At 66.5% G+C, this 24,140-nt stretch carries 2 protein-coding genes; one reads left to right on the forward strand and one right to left on the reverse strand.

Annotated elements, in window-relative coordinates; genetic code table 11:
* The first annotated feature begins 1,537 nt into the window (after positions 1-1,537).
* The gene (locus tag J3U87_RS29960; RefSeq protein ID WP_237379473.1) at positions 1,538-22,015 is read left to right on the forward strand and encodes a non-ribosomal peptide synthase/polyketide synthase; all 20,478 of its coding nucleotides are present in this window, start codon (positions 1,538-1,540) and stop codon (positions 22,013-22,015) included.
* Positions 22,016-23,273: 1,258 nt separating this feature from the next.
* Here J3U87_RS29960 and J3U87_RS29965 read toward each other — a convergent pair.
* On the reverse strand, positions 23,274-23,969 hold the full coding sequence (locus J3U87_RS29965) for a DUF2442 domain-containing protein (protein WP_237379474.1): 696 nt from the start codon (positions 23,967-23,969) through the stop codon (positions 23,274-23,276).
* Positions 23,970-24,140 lie beyond the last annotated feature (171 nt).

Here is a 24,140-nt window from a genome sequence, read left to right on the forward strand (position 1 = left end):
CCAACAACCAGGGTTACGGTGCCTCAGCGGCACCTCACCCTTCGCTGTACTGTGTCACCCCTCCGGGGTGCCCGCTGGTGGCGGGCCCGAGGCCCGCGTTCTAAATAAATGGTGGTCCAAAGTGACGTCCGGTCGCACCTTCAGCGCGACCCGGGGCGAGTTCCCATCCATATTGACGATCGATTCGGGACAGGTTCCCGTCAGCCTTCCGTTTGTCGCGAAATCCAGCATCCATTGAACACCCGAACATGGACCCCTGCCTGGATGGGCGCCGGTCCCGGCCAATCCTGAAGTGATGGATGCGGCCGCAGCGACCCATGTCTGGCCCACCCTGCTCCCGAACCTGGACCCCTGCCTGGATGTGCGCCGTTCGCGGCCAATCCTGAAGGGATGGCCGCGGGCGCAGCGACCCCATGTTTGGCCCACAATTTGATGAAAACGCGGGCCAACGGCCCGCCACCAGCGGGCACCCCGGAGGGGTGATACATTACAGCGAAGGGTTAAGGAGGCAACGCCGACGCAACCCTGGTTGTTCGAGGTTCCCGAACCCCAGCCCTGTAGGGGCGGCTCCGCGAAGCGTCATCGGGGGTGACGCCCTTTCGGGAAGAGGGGGCTCCCTCCTGGACCATAGGAGGTGGCGTGAATTCCGATAGCTTCATAGCCCCGCTCCTTCAGAGCTCGATGCGGGAACTCCAGGCAACCAGGGTTGCGTCGGCTCCGCCTCCTTAACCCTTCGCTGAAATGTGTCGTCCCTTCAGGACGCCTGCTGGTGGCGGGCCAGAGGCCCGCGTTTTTACATATGGTGGGCCAAACATGCGGTTGCTGCGCCCGCGGCCATCCCTCCAGGATTGGCCGCGAACAATCACCATCCAAGCATTCGGTTGACCACCAACAACGATCATCCCGGGTGGCGTCGGATTCGGGTGTGGGTCCCGATCCGATATCCGTATGTGTGGAACATGTGACGTCCGCTCGCACCTTCAGCGAGACCCGCAGCAGGTTCATGTCCATCGTGGCGTTCGATTTGGGACAGGTTCCCGTCGGCCTTCCGTTTGGCCGCCAACAAGCACCATCCAAGCATTCGGTCGACCACCCACAACGATCATCCCGGGTGGCGTCGTATTCGGCTGTGGGTCCCGATGCGATATCCGAATTTGCGGCATATGTGACGTCCGCTCGCACCTCCTGCACGACCCGGGACGGGTCCCCGTCCATCGGGACGTCCGCTCGCACCTTCCGCACGATCCTCGGCAGTGAGGCGACGCAACCGCCGATTCCCCCCCCGACACAATGGTTTCGAAGCACCACGACAGCCCTTCCCCACGACCCGTGACGGCGCGAATCCCGCCCAACGCCGAAGGCCCCGAAAAAAAACCGCGCAAGCCTCTTGGCACCCCCTTCCCCGTTTGTTAGAGTTCAAGCTAAGAACCTTGCTCCAACAGGTTTTCCGGCGCACTTGGGCTTCGCAATCACTACCTCACGCGGCCGGTGCCGGGCCCCTTTCCACGCGGCTCCCCTTCCCGCTGGAAAACTCGGTATGCGCCGACATCTCGTGTGCCGAGGCGTCCTTGCGCCGTTCGGCGCGGTTCTCGGGATTTCCCAATCCAATCCAAACCGCATCGAGGTACGACCATTGGCCCCTAGATCCGGTCATCCGCTCAGCCCCAACCAACGCGACGTCTGGTTCGATCAGTTGCGTTACCCGGATAGCACGCTTTACAACCAAGGCGGATTGATCCACATCGAGGGACCCCTCAAACCCTCGGTCCTGCGCCGCTCCCTCAAGCGTCAGTTACGCGATCACGACTGCTTCCAACTGGGCTTCCGCACCACCCGCTCCGGCCAACCACGCCAAGCGCCGATGGAACCGGAAAAGATCTCGCTGCCCGTCGTCGACCTGGCCGACGAAGGCCACTTTCAGGAAGCGCTCCACCAACGGGCCCAGCCGCTCTTCGACCAACCGTTCGATCTCGCCAAACCCCCACTCTGCCGGTTCATGCTGTTCCGCGAATCGGCCCAGAGCCACCACCTGCTGGTCGTCTTTCACCACCTGATCATGGACGGCTACGGCATCTTCCTCTTCGTGCAGCGCCTGTTCGACACCTACCGCATCATGCAGCGCCACCAAAAGCTGGATCTCCCGAAACCACCGCCCTTCCTGGGCCGCAAGGACGGCCCCCGGCCCGATCGCGCGGAAAAGAGCGAACAGTTTTGGCACGACCGCCTGAAGGAATTGCCGCCGCCCCTGCAGCCGCACCGTCGAAACATGCCCGCGCCCGCCGCCACCCAAGCCGACCTGAACGCCGGCATCCAGGAGCAAACCCTGCCGCGCTTCCTGCTCCTGCGCCTGGAACACGTGGCCCGCATTCACCGGCTCGGCATCTTCCCGATGTTCCTGACCGCCTACTCGGCCTGTCTGCACCACTGCTTCGGCGGCAACCGCACCCCGATCGGCGTCTCGCTGCTGAACCGGTCCGGCAAAAACGCCAAACAGACGCTCGGGCACTTCGTCGACACCTCGCTCGTCCTGCCCCACCTGGATGTGAACCAGCCGTTTTCGGCCTGCTGCGCGGCCATCATGCGCGAACTGCGCTCGGTCTACCGGCACCACGCACTGCCCTTCGCCGCCCTGGCCCAGATGGGCGCCGCCATGGACCGCGATCGGCTGTTCGACGCCTCCTTCAGCTACGAAACCCCGGGCTTCCCGCACAGCTACGGCAAACTGCGCCTGGACTACAAGGCCCTGCTGACCCGCCAACTCCAGCACCCGATCCACCTGAGCGTGCGCAATTACCGCGAGGACCGGGACCTGCCGGTCTACCTGGAATACCAGACCCACTTCATGGACGCGTTCGCCGCCCGGGAATTCGCCAGCCTGTTCTGCAAGGTCCTCACCCAAGCCAGCGAACACCCCGAACGCACCCCGGCCCGCATGCTCGCGGAAATCCGGCGCGAAGATCCGCGCCCCGCCCACTGGTCCGGCCTCGACGCGCCAACCCTGCCGCCGATCACCACCATTCCGCGCCTGTTCCAGCACCGCGCCACCGAACACCCGGACCACCTGGCCCTGATCGCCGGCGAGCAATCGCTGACCTACGGCGCCCTGTTCGACCGGGCCTCGCGCCTGGCGGCCCTGATCGCGACCCACTTCGGCGTTCGTCGCGGCGAAGTGGTCCCAATCCTGACCGATCACCCGGAAACCATGTTGACCGCCATGTTCGCCGTGCTCCAGGCCGGCGCGGCCTTCCTCCCACTGAACCCCAACGACCCGCCCGGCCGGCGGCGGCGCGTCCTGCAACAGTGCGGCGCCCACCTGATCCTCTGCGACGGGGAGAACCAGACCCGGATCGCGATGGAATCCGACCTGGAACCGGTGCGGGCCGACCGCCTCCCGGAACAGGTGCCGCGCGCGCCGATCCGCGCCGTCTCGCCCGACGACGCGGCCTACGTGATCTTCACCTCCGGCACCACCGGCCGGCCGAAAGGCGTCATCGTGCCCCACGGGGCGGTGGTCAACCTGGCCACCCAGTTCCTCAAGGCCGACCTGGCCGATTGGCCCAATCCCCAGAACATGGCGGTCATGGACGCCTTCTTTTTCGACGCCGCCTTTCACTCGCTCTTCGGCGCCCTGCTGCACGGCCACACCCTGCACGTCATCCCGCGCGAGATGGCCGCCCATCCGGATCAGGTCGCGGGCTTCCTGGAAAAGCACCAGATCGACGGCATCAACCTGGCGCCGCGCCTGCTGCGCGCCCTCTACGCCCACGCCGACATGACCGGCAAGACCTTGCCGCGCTCCTTCATCGATACCGGCACCGAGCCGCTGGAACACGAGGACGTGACCCTCGTGTTCGACGAGCCCGCCCGGGCCGCCCTGCGCCTGACCAACTACTACGGCCCCACGGAAGCCTGCGTCGAGGTGACCCGCTTCCCGATGATCGCCGAAACCCTGGCCCGCCTCGACGAGGTGCCCATCGGCCGTCCCAACGGCGGCATTCAGGTCCTGATCCTCGACGAACACATGGACTGGGCCCCGCCCGGCTTCGCCGGCGAGATCTACATCGGCGGGCCCTGCCTGGCGCGGGGCTACCTCGGCAGCTCGGCCCTGACCGCGGCGCGCTTCGTGCCGCATCCCTTCCGCCAGGGACAGCGACTCTACCGCACGGGCGACCGCGGGCGCTGGCTCGAGGACGGGAACCTGGCCTTCATGGGTCGCATCGACCTCCAACTCAAGCTGCGCGGCTACCGCATCGAACCGGCCGAGATCGAATACCACCTGAAGCGCCAGCCCGAGGTCAAACGGGCGGTCGTCGGCCTGCACACCCAGGATCGCGAGGAGCCCGTCCTGGTGGCTTGGCTCGAAGCACAGGGCGAGCTGGACACCCACGCGCTGCGGGCCCGCCTGACGCGCGTCCTGCCCCACTACATGATGCCCAGCCACCTGGTGACGCTGGAAGCGTTGCCCGAAACGCCGGGCGGGGCGGTGGACCGGGCCGCGCTGCCCGATCCCGTCGAGGCCGGCAAGGACCAGCGCGAAAAACGCAAGGGACGCACGCCCCGCAACGATCTCGAACGGTTGCTGGTCCGGATTTGGAGCCACGCGCTGGACCAACCCGAGATCGGCATCCACGACAACTTCTTCGCCCTCGGGGGCCAGAGCCTGACCGCGGCGCGGGTGCTCGCCGATCTGCGCGAGGAAGGCCTGAACCCCCATTTTCGCGACATGTTCGACTACCCGACCGTGGCGTCGCTGGCCGGCTATTTGCGCGACCACGTGGGCACGCCCGCACCACGCATGGAATCGGCTCCGGTCACCGAGTCCTATCCCCTCTCCCATGGCCAGGAACGGCTTTGGCTGCTGCACCAGACCGAACCGCACCCGGCCGCCTACAACATGGCCGGCGCCATCCTGCTGGAAGGTCCGCTGGACGTGGCCGCCTTGGGCGAGTCGATCTCGCTGTTGTTCCAACGCCACCAGGTCCTGCGCACGGCGATCCTCGCCGGCGGTACCGAACCGCGTCAGGTGCTGTTGCCCGTGCCCGAGAACCCGTTGCGCCTGCGCGACCTGCGCGAACGTTCCAACCCGATGGATTCGGCGCGACGGGCCGCGCTACGCGAGGCGATGATCACCTTCGACCTGGAACTGAGTGTGCCGTTCCACGCGCTGCTGCTGCAATTGAGCGAGGAAACCAACGTGCTGGTGCTCAACCTGCACCACATCGCCGGCGACGGGGAATCGCTGAAAGTCCTGATGCGCGACCTGGCCGCGGGCTATACGACCCAGACGGAAAACGACAATTTCGCCCTGGCCGATCCCGGCGTGCAATACCGGGACTTCGCGGTCTGGCAGCGGGGCGGTGCCAAAAGTGCCGCCTGGGATGCCGCCGCGGCCTTCTGGTCCAAGCACCTGGGCGACCCACCCGAACCGCTGTTGCTCCCGCTGGACCGACCGCGCCCACCGGTGCGCACCGCGGCCGGCGCCCGCCTGCGCCGCTCGCTGGGCAACGCGGCCGCGGTCGCCATCGACAGCCTCGCCCGCAGCGGGGCGACCACGCATTTCAGCGTCCTGGTGGCGCTGACCCAGGCCTTCCTCTACCGGCTCTGCGGCCAGGACGACCTCTGCCTCGGCACCCTGGTCTCGGGCCGCAACCATCCCGACGTGGGCGAAACCGTCGGGTTCTTCGTCAACACGGTGGTCCTGCGCGACCACGTGTGCGGCACGGCCCCGCTGTCGGTGCGCATCGCCCGCGCCACGGCGACCGTCACCAACGCTTTCGAGCACGGCGACTACCCGTTCGACCTGGTCGTGGGCGGCGTTTCCGCACCACGCGATCCGTCGCACCACCCGCTGTTCGACGTGCTGATCACGCTCGATACCGAAGACCCACCGGTTCCCGAGCTGCCGGGCATCCTCGCCACGCCGCTCGAGCTCTCGCCGCCGCTTTCCAAGTTCGACCTGTCCTTCGAGTTCCACCTCAACGAGAGCGGACTCGCCCTGGAGCTGGCCTACAACGCCGACCTCTTCGACGTGCCGACGATCGAACTGCTGGTCGCGCGCTTCGACCTGATGGCTCAGCGCTGGATCGAACGCCCCGAAACGCCGCTCTGTCGGCTGGACCTGCTCACCGAGGAAGAGCACCGCGCGCTGCACATTCCGCCACTGGAACCGCCAATGGCCGGCCGCGACCTGATCAGCCAATTCCGCGAACGAGTCCGCGCCGAACCCGAGCTGCCGGCACTGGTCTTCCGCGAACGGGTCACCACCCAGGCGGAACTGGAAAAAACGGCATCGCGCATCTGTGCCGCGTTGCAACAGGAACACGAGGTGAACCCGGGCGACGTGGTCGTCCTGGCGGCCGAGCGGGATCCGCGCATGATCGCGGCCATGCTCGGCGTACTCCAATGTGGCGCGGCCTATTGTTGGCTGGATCGCGACCAGCCCGCCAAACGCCGGGCCGCACTGCTGGAGGCGTCGGGCGCCCGACTGTGGATCGGGCTGCCGGAGACCATGACGCCCGCGGGCGACCCGGCCGGGGTCACCGCGGTCTCGGTGGACGTCCTGATCGCCACCGGTCGATCGAAGACCGCCCGCCAGGTGCCGCTCGCGCCCGACCTGCCCGCCTACCTGATCTTCACCTCCGGCTCGACCGGCGACCCCAAGCCGCTGTTCATCCCGCACCGCGCCGTCGGTGCCCTGGTCGCCACCACCCGCGACAGGCTGCCCGGGCGCAGCACGACGCCGGTGAATCTGGCCTGCTCCGGCGCCCTGATCTTCGATGCCACGGTCCACGAAATCTACCTGAGCCTGCTGATGGGGCACACCCTCTTCCTGGTGCCGGAGGAAATCGCCGGCGAACCCCACCTGCTGCTGACCTACCTGGAAACCCACCCCATTCAAATGATCGGCCTGACGCCAACCCTGCTCACGGCACTCATCGACGCCGGTCTCGGCCTGCGCCCGCTGACCATGGAACACTTGATCCTCGGTGGCGAGCCCCTCTCGCCGGAACAGGTGGGCCGGCTGCGCGAGCGACCGCACGCGGCGGCGATCGGCATCACCAACGCCTACGGTCCGACCGAAGCCTGTGTCGACGCCACCCACTACGTGCTGCCGCCGGGCCCGCCCGAAGAGGGTCCGGTACCGATCGGCACGCCGCTCGACCACGCGCGCGTCGTGCTGCGCGACCGCGACGGGAACCCGGTCCCCCCGGGCTTCACCGGCGAGCTCTGCATCGGCGGAGTGGGCCTGGCCCTCGGTTACCAGGACATGCCCGCCAAGACCGCGCACGCCTTTCGGCCCGACCCCTACCTCTCCGGCAGCCGCCTCTACCACTCGGGCGATCGCGCACGGCTGAGGCGGGACGGGAACTTGATGTTCCTCGGTCGCGGCGACGACCAGGTCAAGGTTCGCGGGTACCGCATCGAGTGCGGCGAGGTGGAGGCCGCCCTGAAAAAGCTGCCGGCGGTGCAGGAGGCCCTGGTCCTGCCGCGAGCCTCCCAAAGCGCCGGCACGGTGCTGGTGGCCTACCTGCGTGTCGACGGCGCCCGCGCCGGCGGCCTGCGCCAGGAACTGGCCCGCCTGCTGCCCACCTACATGCTGCCGGCCCACATGGTCCTGTTGGAATCGTTTCCGCGCACGGCCACCGGCAAGCTGGACCGCAACGCCCTGCCCGATCCACACGGCGCCGCGGCCACCTCGGCCGCGCAGCACGAGCCGCCCCACGACGGCTTGGAACGCGTACTGGCGGACCTGTGGCGCGAGGTTCTGGGTCACACCCGCATCGGCCGCCACGACAACTTCTTCGAGCTGGGCGGTCACAGCCTGAGCGCCACCCGCCTGGCCACCGCCATCCACCGCCGCTTGGACACCCGGCCCAGCGCCCGCGACATCTTCGAACACCCCACCATCGCCGCCCTGGCCAGCTACCTGTGCGAGCGCGAACCCACCCTGTTCCATGCGATTCCACGCCAACCGGAAGCACCCAACTACCCGGTCTCGCACGCCCAGAAACGCGTCTGGGTCGCGCGCCAGATGGCCGGCGATTCGGCCGCCTACAACATGCCGGAAAGTTACTGGCTGGATGGCCCGTTGGACCGCGACGCCCTGGTCACGGCCTTCGGCGAGCTCTACCGCCGCCACGAGGTGCTGCGCACCACCTTCACCTTCGTCCAGAACGAGGTCCGCCAGGTGATCGGCGAAGAGGAAGAACCGCCATTCACGCTGGTCGACCTGCGCGGCAGTCGCGATCCGGACGGGGCCGCGCTGCGCCTGGCCCAGGGAGAAACCCGCACGCCCTTCGACCTGGAAAAGGAACCGCCGATTCGGCTGATGCTGATTCGCGTCGCCGACCACCGTCACCTGCTGATGGTCAACCTGCACCACATCGCCGTGGACGGCTGGTCGGCCCGCATCTTCTGGCAATCGCTGGGCGAGATCTACCAGGCCGTGCTGCAAAAGGACCCCATGCCGCCGGGCCCGCCGCTGCAATACCGCGACTACACCGCCTGGCAGCACGAGCTGCTTTCCGGCTCGACCCTCGACAGCCACCGTCAGTACTGGCGCCGCCACCTGGCGGGCGACCTGCCCGTCCTGCAGTTCCCCACCGACGCACCGCGTCCCGCGTTGCGCACCTACCAGGGCGCCGAACAGCGCATCCATCTCAGCGCGGAAACCACGCGTGGCCTGCACAAGCTGGCACGCAGCCATGCCACTACGCCGTTCGCGGTCCTGGCCGCCACCGTGTTCACCCTGCTCTACCGCTACACCGGGCAACGGGATCTGATCTGCGGCATGACCGTCGCCGGTCGCCGCCACGCCGACCTGGACCGGCTCATCGGCCTGTTCCTCAACACCCTGCCGCTGCGCTGCCAGCCGGAAGGGCGCCAGCCGTTCGTGGAACTGCTCGCCGACGTGCGCGACACGCTCAACGATGCGTTGGAACACCAGGACTACCCGATCGACCTGTTGATCGAGGATCTCGGCGTGCGGACCGACCCGTCGCGCTCGCCGCTGTTCGACGTGCTGCTGGTCATGCAGAACCAACAGGACCAGGGCCCCAATTTCCCGGGCATCAGCGCCGAATCGCTGCCGCAGCCCAAAGGCGAAGCCAAGTTCGACCTCTCGTTCTATTTCCGCGAGGACAAAGGCCGCATGGGCATGGCCCTCGAATACAACGTGGAACTCTTCGACCAAGAGCGCATGCAGCGCCTGGCGGGTCACTTCCAGCGCCTGATCAACACCGCCGTGCGCGACCCCAAAACACCGCTGTGCCGCTTGCCGATGCTGGGCAATGCCGAACGGCACCGCTTGCTCGGCGGGTTCAACCAAACCTCGGTCCCCTTCGACAACGGCTACACCCTGAGCGAGGCCTTCAGTGCCTGCGCGGCCCTGTTCCCGGACCGGCCGGCCCTGGTCTTCGCGGGCCGCACCCACGGCTACGGCGAACTGGACGCGGTCACCAACAGCGTGGCCCGTGCCCTGAGCCAACAGCAGGCCGTGGCGCCGGGCGATTTCGTGGCGGTCTTCACCCGTCGTTCGGATTGGACGATCATCGCCATCCTCGGCGTGCTCAAGGCCGGCGCCGCCTACCTGGCGCTCGACCCCGGTCAACCGCCGGCCCGCTCGGCCTACATGGTCCGCAATGCCGGATGTAAGTTGGTCCTGAGCGACGGCACGCCCCTGCCCGCGGATCTGCTGGAAACCAACATGCGTACCGTGGACCTGCGGACGATCACGGCCGAGCCCGAGCACCTGCCCATGAAGGCCCCCTCGACCGCCCCCGCCTACGTGATCTACACCTCCGGCTCGACCGGCAAGCCCAAGGGCGTCATCGTCAGCCACCGCTCGGTCATGAACCTGGTGGCCGGCCTGGAAAACGAAATCTACGGGCATCACCGCCAACACCTGCACGAGGCCCTGATCGCGCCCTTCATCTTCGACGCCTCGGTCCAGCAGATCTTCGGTGCGCTGTTGCTGTGCCACACGCTGCACGTCATCGACGAGGAGACGCGGCGCGACCCGTCCACGCTGTGCGCCTACCTCGGGCGCCACCACATCGGCATCTTCGACGTCACGCCCGGCATGTTCCGCGCCCTGCTCGAACACGATTTCGGCAACCGCCGCACCGACCTGCGCCACATCACCATCGGCGCGGAAGAGGTCTCCACCGACCTGGTCGCCACCTGGCTCAACCGACCCAACAGCGGCGGTGTGCGGTTCACCAACACGTACGGGCCCACCGAGGCCACGGTCGAGTGCCTGACCCACACCCTGGCCCCGGACGAATCGCTCCAGGGTTCGTCGATTCCGATCGGCCTGCCCATGGCCAATACCCGTGTCTACCTGCTCGATCGCGACGGCGACCTGGTGCCCACCGGCGTGCCCGGCGAGATCTGCATCGCCGGCGAAGGCCTGGCGATGGGTTACCTGAACCAACCGGCCACCACCGCCGACGCCTTCCGACCTAACCCCTTCGAGGCCGGAGAACGGATCTACCACACCGGCGACCTGGGCATTCGCCGGCCCGACGGCGTGATCCAGTTCCTCGGGCGTCGCGACGATCAGGTCAAGATCCACGGCTACCGCATCGAGTGCGGTGAAATCGAGCAGGCCCTGCTGCGCCATCCGGACATTCGCGGCGCGCTGGTGCTCGCCAAGGCCTGGACCGGCACGGATACGGAGCTCGCAGCCTACCTGCTGGGCCCGGAACTGCCCACCAGCGAGCTGCGCGAGCACCTGGCCCGCTTCCTACCCGCCTACATGATTCCGCGCTACCTGGTCTTCATGGAGCGCTTCCCCCTGAACGCCAGCGACAAGATCGACCGCACCGCCCTGCCCGATCCGCTGATCCACGGCCGCCCCTCCTCGGCCGGCGCCATCGCTCCGCGCGACCCGCTGGAGTCGCGCCTGAGCGACCTGTGGCGCAAGGTGCTGCACATCCCGGAAAAGGCGGCGCTGGGCATTCACGACAACTTCTTCGAACGCGGCGGCCACAGCCTGACCGCGACACGGCTGGCGAGCGGCATCCACCAGGTACTCAGCGTGGCGCTGCCGCTGCGGGTGCTGTTCCAGGCGCCCACCATCGCCGAGCAGGCGGCGGTGATCCGCAAGCAGGAGCGCAGCGCCTTCGAACCGATCAAACCAGCACCCACCGCCGCGCACTACCCGCTGTCCCACGCGCAAAAGCGCCTGTGGCTGCTGCACCAGATCGAGAAGAACCCGATCGCCTACAACATTCCGGCCTTCACCCTGCTCAAGGGCGATCTGGACGTGTCGGCCCTGCGCCAGGCGTTCTTCAAATTGTTCCAGCGCCACGAAACGCTGCGCACCCATTTCGACATGGTGGACGAAGAACCCCGCCAATTCGTGCACCCCAGCCTGCCGTTGCCGTTCTCGCAACTGGACCTGAGCGACCTGCACGATCCGGAACTGGTGGCCGACGGCTACGCCCGCAAGGAGGCCACCACCCCGTTCGACCTGCGCCAGGGACCGCTGATGCGGATCGTCCTGCTGACGCTGGGCCTCAGACGCCACCTGCTGCTGGTGACCATGCACCACATCATCGCCGACGGCTGGTCGCTGGGCGTCTGGCTGAAGGAACTGGTGACCTACTACGAGGCGGCACGCGCGGGCCGATTCCCCCGGCTGCGTTCCCTGAAAATCCAATACCGCGACTACGCCATCTGGCAGAATCACCGCCTCGCCGGCGGCTTTTTCGAGCGCCAGCGCGCCTATTGGCACAAGCGCCTCGCCCCACCGATGGAACCGCTCGAGATGCCCACCGCCAAGCCCCGCCCGCGCGAACCGGGTTTCAACGGGTCCAAGGTCCACTTCCAGCTCGATCCGCCCCTGTTGGAAGGCCTGCACGAACTGGCCGGCCGTCACGGCGCATCGCTGTACATGGCGCTGGTGGCACTGGTCAAGGTGTTGCTCTACCGCTACACGGGCCAGTCGGAGATCCGCATCGGTTCGCCGATCGCGGGCCGCAATCACGCCGACCTGGAACACCAAATCGGCTTTTTCGCCAATACCCTGGTCCTGCGCGATTTCCTCAACGGCGACGACACCTTCGAGCAGGTACTCGGCTCGGTGCGCGAGACGACGACCGAAGCCTACGACCACCAGGACTACCCCTTCGACCTCCTGGTGGAGGAGTTGGCGACCGAGCGGGACCTGTCGCGTTCGCCGCTGTTCGACGTGTTGTTGGTGCTGCAGAACAACGAACTGGAAGCCGAGGATCCACCCGGCCTGACGCTCAAGCCGTTCGACGTCGACGCCACCGTCGCCAAGTTCGATTTGCTGTTCGATTTCCGCGAGGGCCCCACCGGCCTCGACATCACGTTGGAGTACAACAGCGATCTCTTCACCCGACCGGGGATGTTCCGCCTCGTGTCGCACCTGCTGGAGCTGACCAAGAGCCTGCTGTCCCATCCGCGTCGCCCGATTGCCCGGTTGGGCATGTTGACCCAGCTCGACCGCATCCAGCTCATGTCCACCTTCTGCCCGGACCAGCAGACCTTCTCCCAGACCGAGAGCGTCATCGAGCTGTTCGAGGGCGCGGCCTCGCGCATGTTCCGCCACACGGCGCTGGTCCACGGCGACACGAAATGGACCTATCACCAGCTCAACCAGGCGGTCAACCAGTGGGCCCACCAACTGCGCGAGGTGCATCGCGTCAAGCCGGGCGACGTGGTGGGCGTGCTGCCCAACCGCGATCCCTGGGCGGTGGTCGCCATGCTGGCGGTGCTCAAGTCCGGCGCGATCTACCTGCCGATCGATCCCGAGAACCCGACGACGCGCCGGGCCGCGATCATCGTGGACGCGGGCTGTACCCTGCTCCTGATCGGCAGCGGCCAGGACCTGCCGGAGCTGGCGATGGCCCCGCCGGCCTTCGCCATCGAGCGCCTGCCCGAGGCGTCCAAAATCAACCCCCAGGTGGTCAGCGTCCAGGAGGATCCGGCCTACATCGTCTACACCAGCGGATCGACGGGCTCGCCGAAAGGGGTGGTGGGCACCCACCGCTGCCTCTACAACCTGATGCAATGGCAACGAACCAGCCACCGAACCATGCGCGAAGCACGGACGCTGCAGTACGCGGCACTGGGTTTCGACGTGGCCGTTCAGGAGATGCTGTTCACCCTGATCACCGGCGGCGAACTGCACCTGATCGACGACGAGATGCGCTACGACATCGATCGCCTGACGCACTACATCGCCCAGCACGAGATCGAATCGCTCACCATGCCGTATTCGGTGCTCAACCTGTTGTTGCACGAGACCGCCGAGCTGGACAAGTTGGCCTCGCTGCGGCACGTCATCACCTCGGGCGAGCAGCCCTACCTGACCAAGGGCATCCGGCGCTTTTTGGCGTCCCAACCCGAAGCCCAGCTCCACAATCAGTACGGACCCAGCGAAACCCACGTGGTGACCTCGTTCACGGTCAACCACGAAAGCGAGATCGAGGGCCGCATTCCGCTGGGCCGCCCGGTCAGCAATACGCGGGTGTACGTCATGGACCGCTACGGCCAGGTCTTGCCGATCGGCTGCTACGGTGAACTGTGGATCGGCGGCGCCAACGTGGGCCTGGGGTACGTCAACCAGCCCGAACTGACCGATCGGCGCTTCGTGGCCCGCGACGACCTGCCCGACACCATGCTCTACCGCTCGGGCGACATCGGCCGCTGGAACGAGGACGGGCACCTGGAATTCGTGGGTCGCGAAGACGAGCAGGTCAAGTTGCGCGGCTTCCGCGTGGAAAGCAACGAGGTGCGGCGGGCGATGAAGGCCCACGCCTCGATTCAGGCAGCGGCGATCGCGATCTGGCACAACGACCACCAGGAGCCGGTACTGGCGGGTTACTACGTCGCCGAGCCGGCAGTCTCGCCGGAGGCGTTGCGGTCGTTCGTGGCGCGCCTGCTGCCGAGTTACATGGTCCCCAGTCACATGATTCCTTTGGAAAAGATTCCACTCACCCGCAACGGCAAGCTCGACAACGCGGCACTGCCCCGACCGGCCGCACTGGACCGCGACCTGGCCCGCCCGTTCCAAATGCCGCGCGACCGGTTGGAACGCGAGCTGGCCACGGTCTGGGCCGGGATCCTGGGTCGCGAGCGCATCAGCGTCGACGACCACTACTTCGAACTGGGCGGCACCAGCCTCGACGGCATGCGCCTGGTGGCCGCGGTCCAGCGCAACCTGGGCCGGGAGATGCGCCTGCGCGACCTGTTCCAAGCACCCACCGTGCGTCAATTGGCCGAGCGCCTGCGCGATCACGATACCGTGACCTACAGCGAAATCGAACCGGCCCCCAAATCTGAATACTACCCGGCCTCCCACGGCCAAACCCGGCTGTGGCTGTTGCAGCGCATGGATCCCGAGTCGGTTTCCTACAGTATTCCCGCCTTTTTCCGGGCGGTCGGCCCGCTGGATACCGAGGCGTTCCGCAAATCGATCGAGGCGCTCGTGGCCCGTCACGAGGCGCTGCGCACCACGCTCCACCGGGTGGATCACCAGATCTTCCAAAAAGTGCACAACAGCATGGCCGACGTCATGCGCCACATCGACCTCGGCGGCCTGGAGGCGGCGGAAGCCCAGCGCGAAGGTGCCGAATTGGCGCGACGCGAAGTCCTCTCCCCCTTCGACCTGGAACGGGGCCCCCTGCTGCGCGCGGTCCTGGTTCACCTGAACCCGGAAAACCACCTGATTCTGCTCAACATGCACCACGTCGTGGTCGACGGTTGGTCGATGCGCATCCTGATTCGCGAGCTCCAGGTACTGTACCAGGCGTTTCGCGAAGGCCGCGCCAACCCGCTCTCGCCCCTGACCATCCAGTACAAGGACCACACGATTTGGCTGGAGCGCATGCTGCACGGCGGCGACCTGATTCGCCAACGCGAGTTCTGGCTGCGCAAGTTGTCACCGCCTCCGCCCCCGCTGAACCTGCCGCTCCGGAGTAAACGCCCCAGTGTGGCGCGGGCCGAGGGCGCACTTTCGGAGTTTCGCTTCGACGCCGAATTGAGCGAGGCACTGCACGAGCTGGCGCGCCGCGAACGCGTGTCGCTGTTCATGCTGTTGCAGGCGCTGGTCAAGGTCTTGTTGCATCGCTACTCCGGTCAGGCCGACATCGTCACGGGCTCACCGATCGCCGGTCGCCTGCACCCCGACCTGGACCAACAGGTGGGTTTCTACGTGAACCTGCTGGTGCTGCGCGACACGCTCGATCCCGACACGTCGTTCCGCGATTTGCTGCGCCAGGTCCACGACACGACGGCGGAGGCCTTCGAATACCAGATCTATCCCTTCGACCAGTTGCTCGACGACCTGCCCGGGAACCGCGACCCGTCCCGCTCACCGCTGTTCGACGTGTTGGTGGTGCTCCAGGACGACATCAACGACGCCCCCGAACTGGAGGGCCTGAACCTTTCGCCCTATCCGCACCTGACGCTCGTCAGCCGTTTCGACCTGACCTTCAACTTCGCACAGGACCGCGAGGGTCTGCGCTACGATTTGGAATACAAGACCTCGCTGTTCCACGCGGGCATGATCGACCGCTTCAGCGCCCATCTGCAGACACTGGCCCGATCGGTGACGCGCGATCCGGCACGCCGCCTGGCGACGCTCGAGCTGCTGCCCCAACAGGAACTTCAGCAATTGCGGGGTCTCCAGGCGCAGGCTACCGACAACCAGCTCTTCCCGCACCTGGCGCGCGGTTTCGAACGCACCGTCAGCCGCGACCCGGAAGCGCCCGCCATCTACTGCTACGGCCGCATGATGCGTTACGGCGAGTTGAACGGCTACGCCAACGGCTTGGCCATGGAACTGCTGAAATACGACCTGTCCAGCCGGGAACCGGTCATCGCGGTGCTGACCGAACTGGGTGAACTCAGCACCATCGCGATGCTGGCCGTGCTCAAGATCGGCGGCGTCTATCTGCCACTCAGTCAGGCGATTCCCAGCGAGCGGGCCGAAATGATGCTGCGCGATGCCGGGGCCTCCCTGTTGATCACCCAGACCGAGCTGCTGAACATGCTCTTCGATCAGGATCCGCCCTGTGCGGTCCACCTACAGGATCGGCTGCCCAAGCCCGTGGGCCCTTCGCCCAACCGTCAGATCGATCCCGACCAGGCCGCCTACCTGATCTTCACCTCGGGATCGACCGGGCACCCGAAAGGGGTGGTCTGTACTCATCGCGGCCTGATCAACACCGCCGTCGACCAGGGTCGGGCCTTTGCGGTCACGCCGCGCGATCGCCTGCTCAAGCTGGCCGACGTCAGCTTCGACGCCTCCCTTTACGAGTCGTTCATCGCCCTGCTGCACGGCGCCTCGCTGGTCTACGTGGATTACGATACCTTCCGCGACCACGCCGGTTTCCGCACCTTCCTGGAGGAGCAACGGGTGAGCTGGGCGGTCCTGCCTCCGGCCTACCTGCGGCTCCTGGAGAAGGCTCCGCTGCCCAGCCTGCGAATCCTGATCAGCGCGGGCGAGGCCGCCCATCCCGACGACGCGCGCCACTACGCGGGCGAACTGGGCTTCGTCAACGCCTACGGGCCCACCGAGGCATCCGTCTGCGTGAGCAACCACTTCGCCGAACAGGGTCGAGCCTACGAGGAGGGCGTACCGCTGGGTCGCCCGATCGCCAACACGGAGCTGTGGGTTCTGGACGCGGCCTGGCAACCGGTGCCGCTCGGTGTCGAGGGCGAGATCGCCATCGCCGGCGTGGGCCTGGCGCGCAGCTACCTGTCCGCATCCCAGACCGCCGCCCGGTTCGTGCCGCATCCGCTCGAAGAGGGTCGCCGCATCTACCTGACCGGCGATCGCGGCCGTTGGAGCGAGGCCGGCGAGCTGATGTACCTGGGCCGTACCGACCACCAGGTCAGCCTGCGCGGCTTCCGCATCGAATGCGACGAGGTGCGCCACGCGCTGTTGCGCCACAGTCGCGTGCGCCAGGCGCACGTGATGATGCGGCGGGTGCGCGGCGAAGAAGCACTGGTGGCCTACATCGCCGGCGACGATCTTCCCAAGCCCCAGGCCTTGCGCGACTTTTTGGGACACCACCTGTTCTCCTACATGGTGCCCAGTTTCTTCGTGAACCTCGAGACCCTGCCGCTGACACCCAACGGAAAAATCGACATTCGCGCGCTGCCGGAGCCGAGCCGCGGCGGCATCGCCCCCGAGCGCGACGAGCCGCCGCGCGACGACCTCGAAAAAACCCTGCTGGGCATCTGGTGTGACTTGCTGGACCTGGACGAGATCAGCATTCACGACAATTTTTTCGAATTGGGCGGGCACAGCCTGACGGCGGTGCGTCTCAAGGCCTGCCTGGTTTCGGAATGGAATTTGGACCTGAGCGCGCGCGCCGTGTTCGAGCACCCCACCATCGCCGAGCTGGCCGCCCACATCGACCGACTCCAGATCGCCAACTACCGAGCCATTCCCCGGCGCGGCGAGGATCTGGGCGAAATTCCCACCTCCTACGCCCAGCGGCGGTTGTGGCTGCTGCACCAGATCGGCGACAGCGACCGGGCCTACCATCTCTCGGCCGCCTTCTGGATCGACGGCCCGCTGGATCCCGATGCGCTTTCGACGGCGCTCGAAGCGCTGGTCACGCGCCACCCCTCGCTGCGAACCACGTTCGTGGAACACGAGGGCGAGCCGGTTCAGCGCATTCTGCCGACGCCCGGTGGGTTCACACTGTACCGCACCGAACTGAAGGAGAAGAAGCCCACCGAACGCCAGGCCGCCGCGATCGGGCTGGCCCAGACCCACGATGCGGCCCCGTTCAACCTGGCCGAGGGGCCGCCGTTCCGTGCAATGCTGATTCAGGTCGCACCCGACCACTGGCTGCTGTCCCTGACCCTCCACCACCTGGTCGCCGACGGGTGGTCGGTCGCCATTCTGGTCCAGGAGTTGACCCATCTCTACGGCACCCAGGTGCGCGGCGCGACGTCGGATCTCCCGGCTCCGGAGCGCGACTACGCCGATTTCGCCCTGTGGCAACGCGACCGCATGCAGGACCCCGAGATGGCGGCACACCGGGACTACTGGCACAAGCGGTTGCATCCGCTGCCGCCCGTGGTCACCCTGCCCGGCGATTTCACGCGAACCGCGGTACGCGGGTACCGGGCCGTGCTTCACGAGCACCAGATCGGGCCCGAACTGATCGATCCACTCCGCAACCTGGCGGCCCGGTTCGATACGTCGCCCTTCACCCTCTGGCTCTCGCTGTTCGCCGTGGTGCTCTACCGCCACACCGGTCAACGCGACCTGAGCCTGGGCACCATCACCGCCGGACGCGACCGCGCCGAGTTGGCGCCGATCGTCGGCATGTTCGTCAACACCCTGGTGCTGCGAATCGGCTTGGACCCGGACGCCAGCTTCCGCGATTTCTTCCAGCAGGTGCGTCAGCGGCTGCGATCGGATATGGATCACGCCGATTACCCGTTCGACCTGTTGGTGGAAGAGTTGGCGCCCCCGCGCGACCTGGCCCACAACCCGCTGTTCGACGTGCTGTTCGTCTACCAAAACAACGAAGCGCCGCCGATGGACTTGGCCGGTGTGTCGTTGCGCCCCGCCGAGACCGCCGACTTCCACGCCAAGTTCGATCTCAGCGTGCAACTGGCGGACACCGAAGACGGCGGCCTGGTCATCCAACTGATGTACCGCGAGGACCTGTATCGCCCGGACCGCATCGCCCGCCTGGCCGCCCAGATGGAACAGGCCGCGCGCTCGATGCTGGCCGACGACGAGGTGGCGGTGGGCCATTTGGAAGTCCTGCCACCGCAGGAACGAGACCTGGTGACGCGCCGCTTCGCCCAAGCCCCCAGCAAACCCTATCCGCTGCATCGCACCGCGGCCGAATTGTTCCTGGAAAGTGCGGCGAAACACAATCGCGGGACCGCCGTGGTCGCCGGCGAGGAACGGCTCGGTTACGCCGACCTGGCGCGGGCCGTCAACCAATTGGGGTTCCGCCTGCGGGCGGCCGGCGCCGGTCCGGAGAGGGTGGTCGCCGTGGCCGTGCCGCGCTCCCGAATCGAGTGGATCCTGTCGCTGTTGGCGGTGCTGGAAACCGGCGCCGTCTACGTCTACCTGGATCCGGAAGCCCCGCTCCACTACCGGCGCCACATCGCCCAAAGCGCCCAATGCCGCCTGCTGATCCATTGGGGCACCATGGCGGTCGACGGCCTGGAGCTGCCACGCGGATGCCGCACCCTCGACCTGGCCCACCCCGAACCCGAAGCCTGGGAGACCGCGACCGAAGCGCCACAAACCCAAGCCCAGGTCACCAACGCGGCCTACCTGATCTACACCTCCGGCTCGACCGGACAGCCCAAAGGCGTGACCGTGACCCATCGAGGTTTCGTCAACGCGACCCTCGCCAAAATCGATCGCTACGGCGTCGAGCCAGGCGACCGCCTCCTCCAATTCGCGGCGCCCTCGTTCGATGTCAGCCTCTCCGAAATCTTCATGGCCCTGCTGAGTGGTGCGACCCTGGTCTTGATGGATCGCGAAGCGCTGGCGCCGCACCGCTTCCCGGACTTCGTCGCCGAGCGGCGCATCAGCGTCCTGACCCTCCCGCCCACCTACCTCCAATTGTTGGACAACCATCCCCTGCCCGGCTTGCGCGTCCTGGCTTCCAGCGGCGATCACGTTCACCGCGGCGACGCCGCCTTCTACAGTGGCAAAAAGCACTTTTTCAATGCCTACGGCCCGACCGAGACGTCGGTCTGCTCCCACCTCTACGAGGTACCGGTAGGTTTTGGCGCATCCCTGCCGATTCCCGTGGGACGACCGCTGGTCAACACCCTCACGCTGATTCTCGACGACACTGGTCAACCGGTGCCGATCGGCGTTCCCGGCGAAGTCTTCATCGGCGGCACCGGGCTGGGTCGCGGATATCACGCCGAACCGGCCCGCACGGCGGAGCGGTTCGTGCCCTACCCCCGTTCACTCGACGGCGGCGGCACCTCGCTCCAGGACCGGAACCTGTTCGCGGGGCAACGGCTCTACCGAACCGGCGACCGCGGGCGCTGGACCGAGGAAGGCATGCTCGAAATCCTCGGCCGCGACGACGACCAAGTCAAGATCCGCGGCTTCCGCGTTTCCTGCCAAGGCGTGACCGCCACCCTGCGCCGCCACCCCGGGGTCGCGGATGCGGTCGTGACGCCCTGGCGTGAGGCCGGCGGAGAAACGCGGCTGTTGGCTTTCGTGGTGTGGCATTCGCCCAAAGAAGAAGACATCGAAGTGCAGGTCCGCCACTACCTGGCCGAACAGCTCCCCGCCTATACGCTGCCCTCGCGCTTCATCGAGTTGCTTTCGCTTCCGCTGGGTCCCACCGGCAAGGTGGATATCGGCAAGCTGCCGGTCCCCTCCTCACCATCCCCGGAACGCGGGCAAAAGGTGGCGACACCACCCAGCGACCTGGTCGAGGCCAAACTCTCGCGCCTGTGGTGCGACCTGCTGGATTGCGCGCCGCCCATGTACGAAAGCCATTTCTTCGAATTGGGCGGACACAGCCTCAAGGCGGCCCTCCTGGTGGCGCGCCTGCGCCGCGACCTCCACGTGGATCTTCCCCTGCGCAGCGTGTTCCGGCACCCGACCTTCGGCGATCAACTGGCCCAGGTCCGCGCCGCGACCGGCCTGAAGCCGCGCCTCACCATTCCCCCGATCGAAGCGGCGCCGGAATCGAAGGATTATCCCCTACTGCCCGCGCAAGCACGACTCTGGTTCCTGGATCGGCTGGCCGAGGCGGGCGACGCGACCTACCTGATGGTGGGCGGCTACCGCCTGCAGGGCGAGCTGGATTCGGTGGCCCTGCGGCGCGCCACCTTTACGCTCGTGGCGCGCCACGAAATGCTGCGCGCCGTCTTTTCCGAACGCGAGGGCGCCCCACGGCTGCGGTTCCTGTCCGCCGAGGAGAGCCCGCTGGAATCGCACCTGATTTGGTGTCCCCAGACCAAAAAGGCCGATTTGGCCCGCGTCGTGGCGCAAAAGGTGACGGCGCCGTTCGATCTCGGCGCGGCTCCACCCTGGCGCGTGGTCATGGTGCCCACCGGCAAACGCAAGGTGCACCTGTACCTGGCCCTGCACCACATCCTCACGGACGGTTGGGGCCTGCACGTGCTGCTGGCCGATTGGGCCGCCTTGTACCGGGCCTTTGCCGCCAACCGCGAGGATCCGTTGCCCGCTCCGGAGGTCTCGTTCCGCGACGTCACGGTTTGGCAGGAGACCCAGGATTGGCAGGGCCAGCGTGCCTATTGGACGCGTCAGTTGGCGGCGATGCCCGACCCGCCGCCGATGCCCCACGATTACCCCTTGCAGCCCAACCAACCGCCCCGTGCGGGCCTGTTGACCTCGCATCTCGAAGCGGAGGTCACCACCCACTTGACCGAGCTGGCCATTCGCCGCGGAACCACCCTGGCCAACGTGGTGCTGGCCGGGTACTTCTGCCTGGTCCACCAGCTCACCGCGCGTCAGGACCTGTGGATCGGGATCGGCCACGCCAATCGCGATCGACCCGAGCTGGAGCGATTGGTGGGTCTGCTGGTGAACGTCCTCGTGATCCGCCTGGACCTGGACCCCGAGTGGCGCTTCGAGACCTTGCTGGACCGGGTGACGACCGAGGTCCAGTCGGGCATGGCCAACGGGGCCTATCCCTTCGAGCGGGTGGTCGAGGACGTGTGCGGCGCACGCGGCGGCGAACGCCAGCCGCTGGTGAATCTGATGTACAGCTTCCAAAATTTCCGGGACCTGCACCTGGGCGGTGTCCCGGGTACCCCGGGCGAAGGCGAACCGACGGCGACCAAGAAGGGCGCCCTGCGCATCGACCCGCTGGAGGAGGTCGAGCAGCCGACCGCCAAGTTCGAGCTGACGTTGTACGCGGCCCGCACGGAAGACGGCGGCCTGCGGTGCCAGTGGGAGTACGACGCCCGCCTGTACGCCGAAGAGACGATCTCGGACATGGCCGCCCAGTTGGTCGACGTATTGCGCGCGGTCGCCGGAACCACGCAGGAGGCGTGATTCGGACCCGCACTTCGGCCCAAAGCACCGTGCGCCAAGGTCCCCGCAAACGAAGAGATCCGTCGCGTCTGGCGATCATCGGAGCACCCTCGCTCACAGTGCCCCGGTCATCAGATATCCGTCGCGCCTGGCGATCATCGGAGCACCCTCGCTCACAGTGCCCCGGTCATCAGATATCCGTCGCGTCTGTTGGTTGGCCCGCTGGGCCGACGCTTCGAAGTAACCCAAGCAACAGCAATCAATTACGCCAAAGAGCGTCGCCGATCATTCCCCTCGCCACCCCAATCGAAAGCCGTGAAGTCCAGGTCCCCCCATCGTGAGAGGAGAATCAGGCCTGTAGGTTGGCCCGCTGGGCCGACGCGTCGAAGTAACCCAAGCAACAGCAACCAATTACGCCAAAGAGCGTCGCCGATCATTCCCCTCGCCACCCCAATCGAAAGCCGTGAAGTCCAGGTCCCCCCATCGTGAGAGGAGAATCAGGCCTGTAGGTGCAGCAGCTTGCTGCACCAATCGAAGCCGCTAGGCAACGAATCGAAAAGTGATTCAAGAGCGAAGCGACTCATCCCAATGATGCGATCAACGGGTGGGAACACGGCCCGCTGTTTGGCGCAATTGATTGTCGTTGCTGGGTTGCTTCGATTGATGGAGCAAACTGGCCTGGGCGATCCCCTCACCTACAAGCCTGATATCTCTCTCGTGATGCGGGATAATGGGCTTTGCAACTTCGTTGGGGCGCGACGAGGGAAGTTATTGGCTTCGCTCATTAGCGTAACCCACTTCCGTTTCCTGGGTTACTTCGACGCGTCGGCCCAGCGGGCCAACCTACGGGCACGACGCACCTCTCATGATGCGGGGATTTTGGGCCCTGCGACTTCGTTGGGGCGCGACGAGGGAAGTTTTCGGCTTCGCTCTTTAGCGTAACCCACTTCCGTTTCCTGGGTTACTTCGACGCGTCGGCCCAGCGGGCCAACCTACGGGCACGACGCACCTCTCATGATGCGGGGATTTTGGGCTTTGCAACTTCGTTGGGGTGTGACGAGGGAAGTTATCGGCTTCGCTCTTTGGCGTAACCCCCTTCCGTTACCTGGGTTACTTCGACGCGTCGGCCCAGCGGGCCAACCTACAGGCTCGACGCACCTCTCATGATGCGGGGACCGGGGGCCTTGCGACTTCGGGCTGGGGTCGCGAGCGAGATTCCGTGCTTCGCTCTTTGGCATTATTCTGGACCTTCCCGCTGGCCAGCCCACCCGGCGCGGTATCAAGCCGGGCGTCCCTCGATCAGTTGAGCCAGGGCCACGCTGAAGCCTAGGTCCGGCCACAGGATCTCCCAACCGTCTCCGCTCAACTCGACGCGGGCACGCCGTTCCTGCGCTGCCTCGGCCACCGTGGGAAACCACGACAGCGGCGCCGAAATGCTGCGCCCGTCTTCGAGTTCGGCCTGAAGCCGCGCGTCGACGACCGCGACGGCAGTGGCCTTGGGCGTGTGGAACAGCGCGGCCGCCTCGCGCTTGGCCTCGGCGACGTCCATGGTCGCCACGGTGCGGCCCTTGGCGAACTGCTTGTCGAAGATCCTGCCGATGACGCTCACCACCGCGACCGCCGTGGCGGGACGCAGGACAAAGGCACCGTAGACCCCGGCAACGGGCACCAACATGCTCAGGTAGCCCAGCACGTAGCGCGGAACCCATTCGGCATGGGCGCCGCCCAGCACCGCCGCGATGATGGCTTTGGTGCGGTAGAGTTGGACCTTCACACCGTAGAGGCGACCCAAATCGTAGATCATTTTGCCGAGCAGACCGCCGACGACGATTTGGTCGAACAGGGGTGCCGGAATCACCCCCACCACGCCGGCTGCCACGCGGTACTTGTGGATCAGGGCCTCGGCACGGGCCGGATCGACCGGGTGACCCTTCCCGGCACCTGCGGCGGGTCGGGCACCATCACGCTTCGTCATGAAGACCTCCTGAATATCGCACTTCGATACGAACGAAGGACATGCAGGTCACCTGGATCGAGTGGGTCGGGGCGATGTACCGGCCGAGCAACGAGCGGTGGTGACGTGCCACGCTCACTCGATCGACGAACCAGGACGAGGACAGAGGCCGAGAAAAAGTGTCGTTGCGGG

Origin of the sequence: Sulfidibacter corallicola (genome assembly GCF_017498545.1) — a bacterium.
In the GTDB taxonomy this organism is placed as follows: Bacteria; Acidobacteriota; Holophagae; order Acanthopleuribacterales; family Acanthopleuribacteraceae; genus Sulfidibacter; species Sulfidibacter corallicola.

Bases quoted from the DNA above. Each gene is read 5' to 3' on its own strand.
- J3U87_RS29960 (WP_237379473.1), top strand. From the start codon at position 1,538: ATGCGCCGACATCTCGTGTGCCGAGGCGTCCTTGCGCCGTTCGGCGCG.
- J3U87_RS29965 (WP_237379474.1), bottom strand. From the start codon at position 23,969: ATGACGAAGCGTGATGGTGCCCGACCCGCCGCAGGTGCCGGGAAGGGT.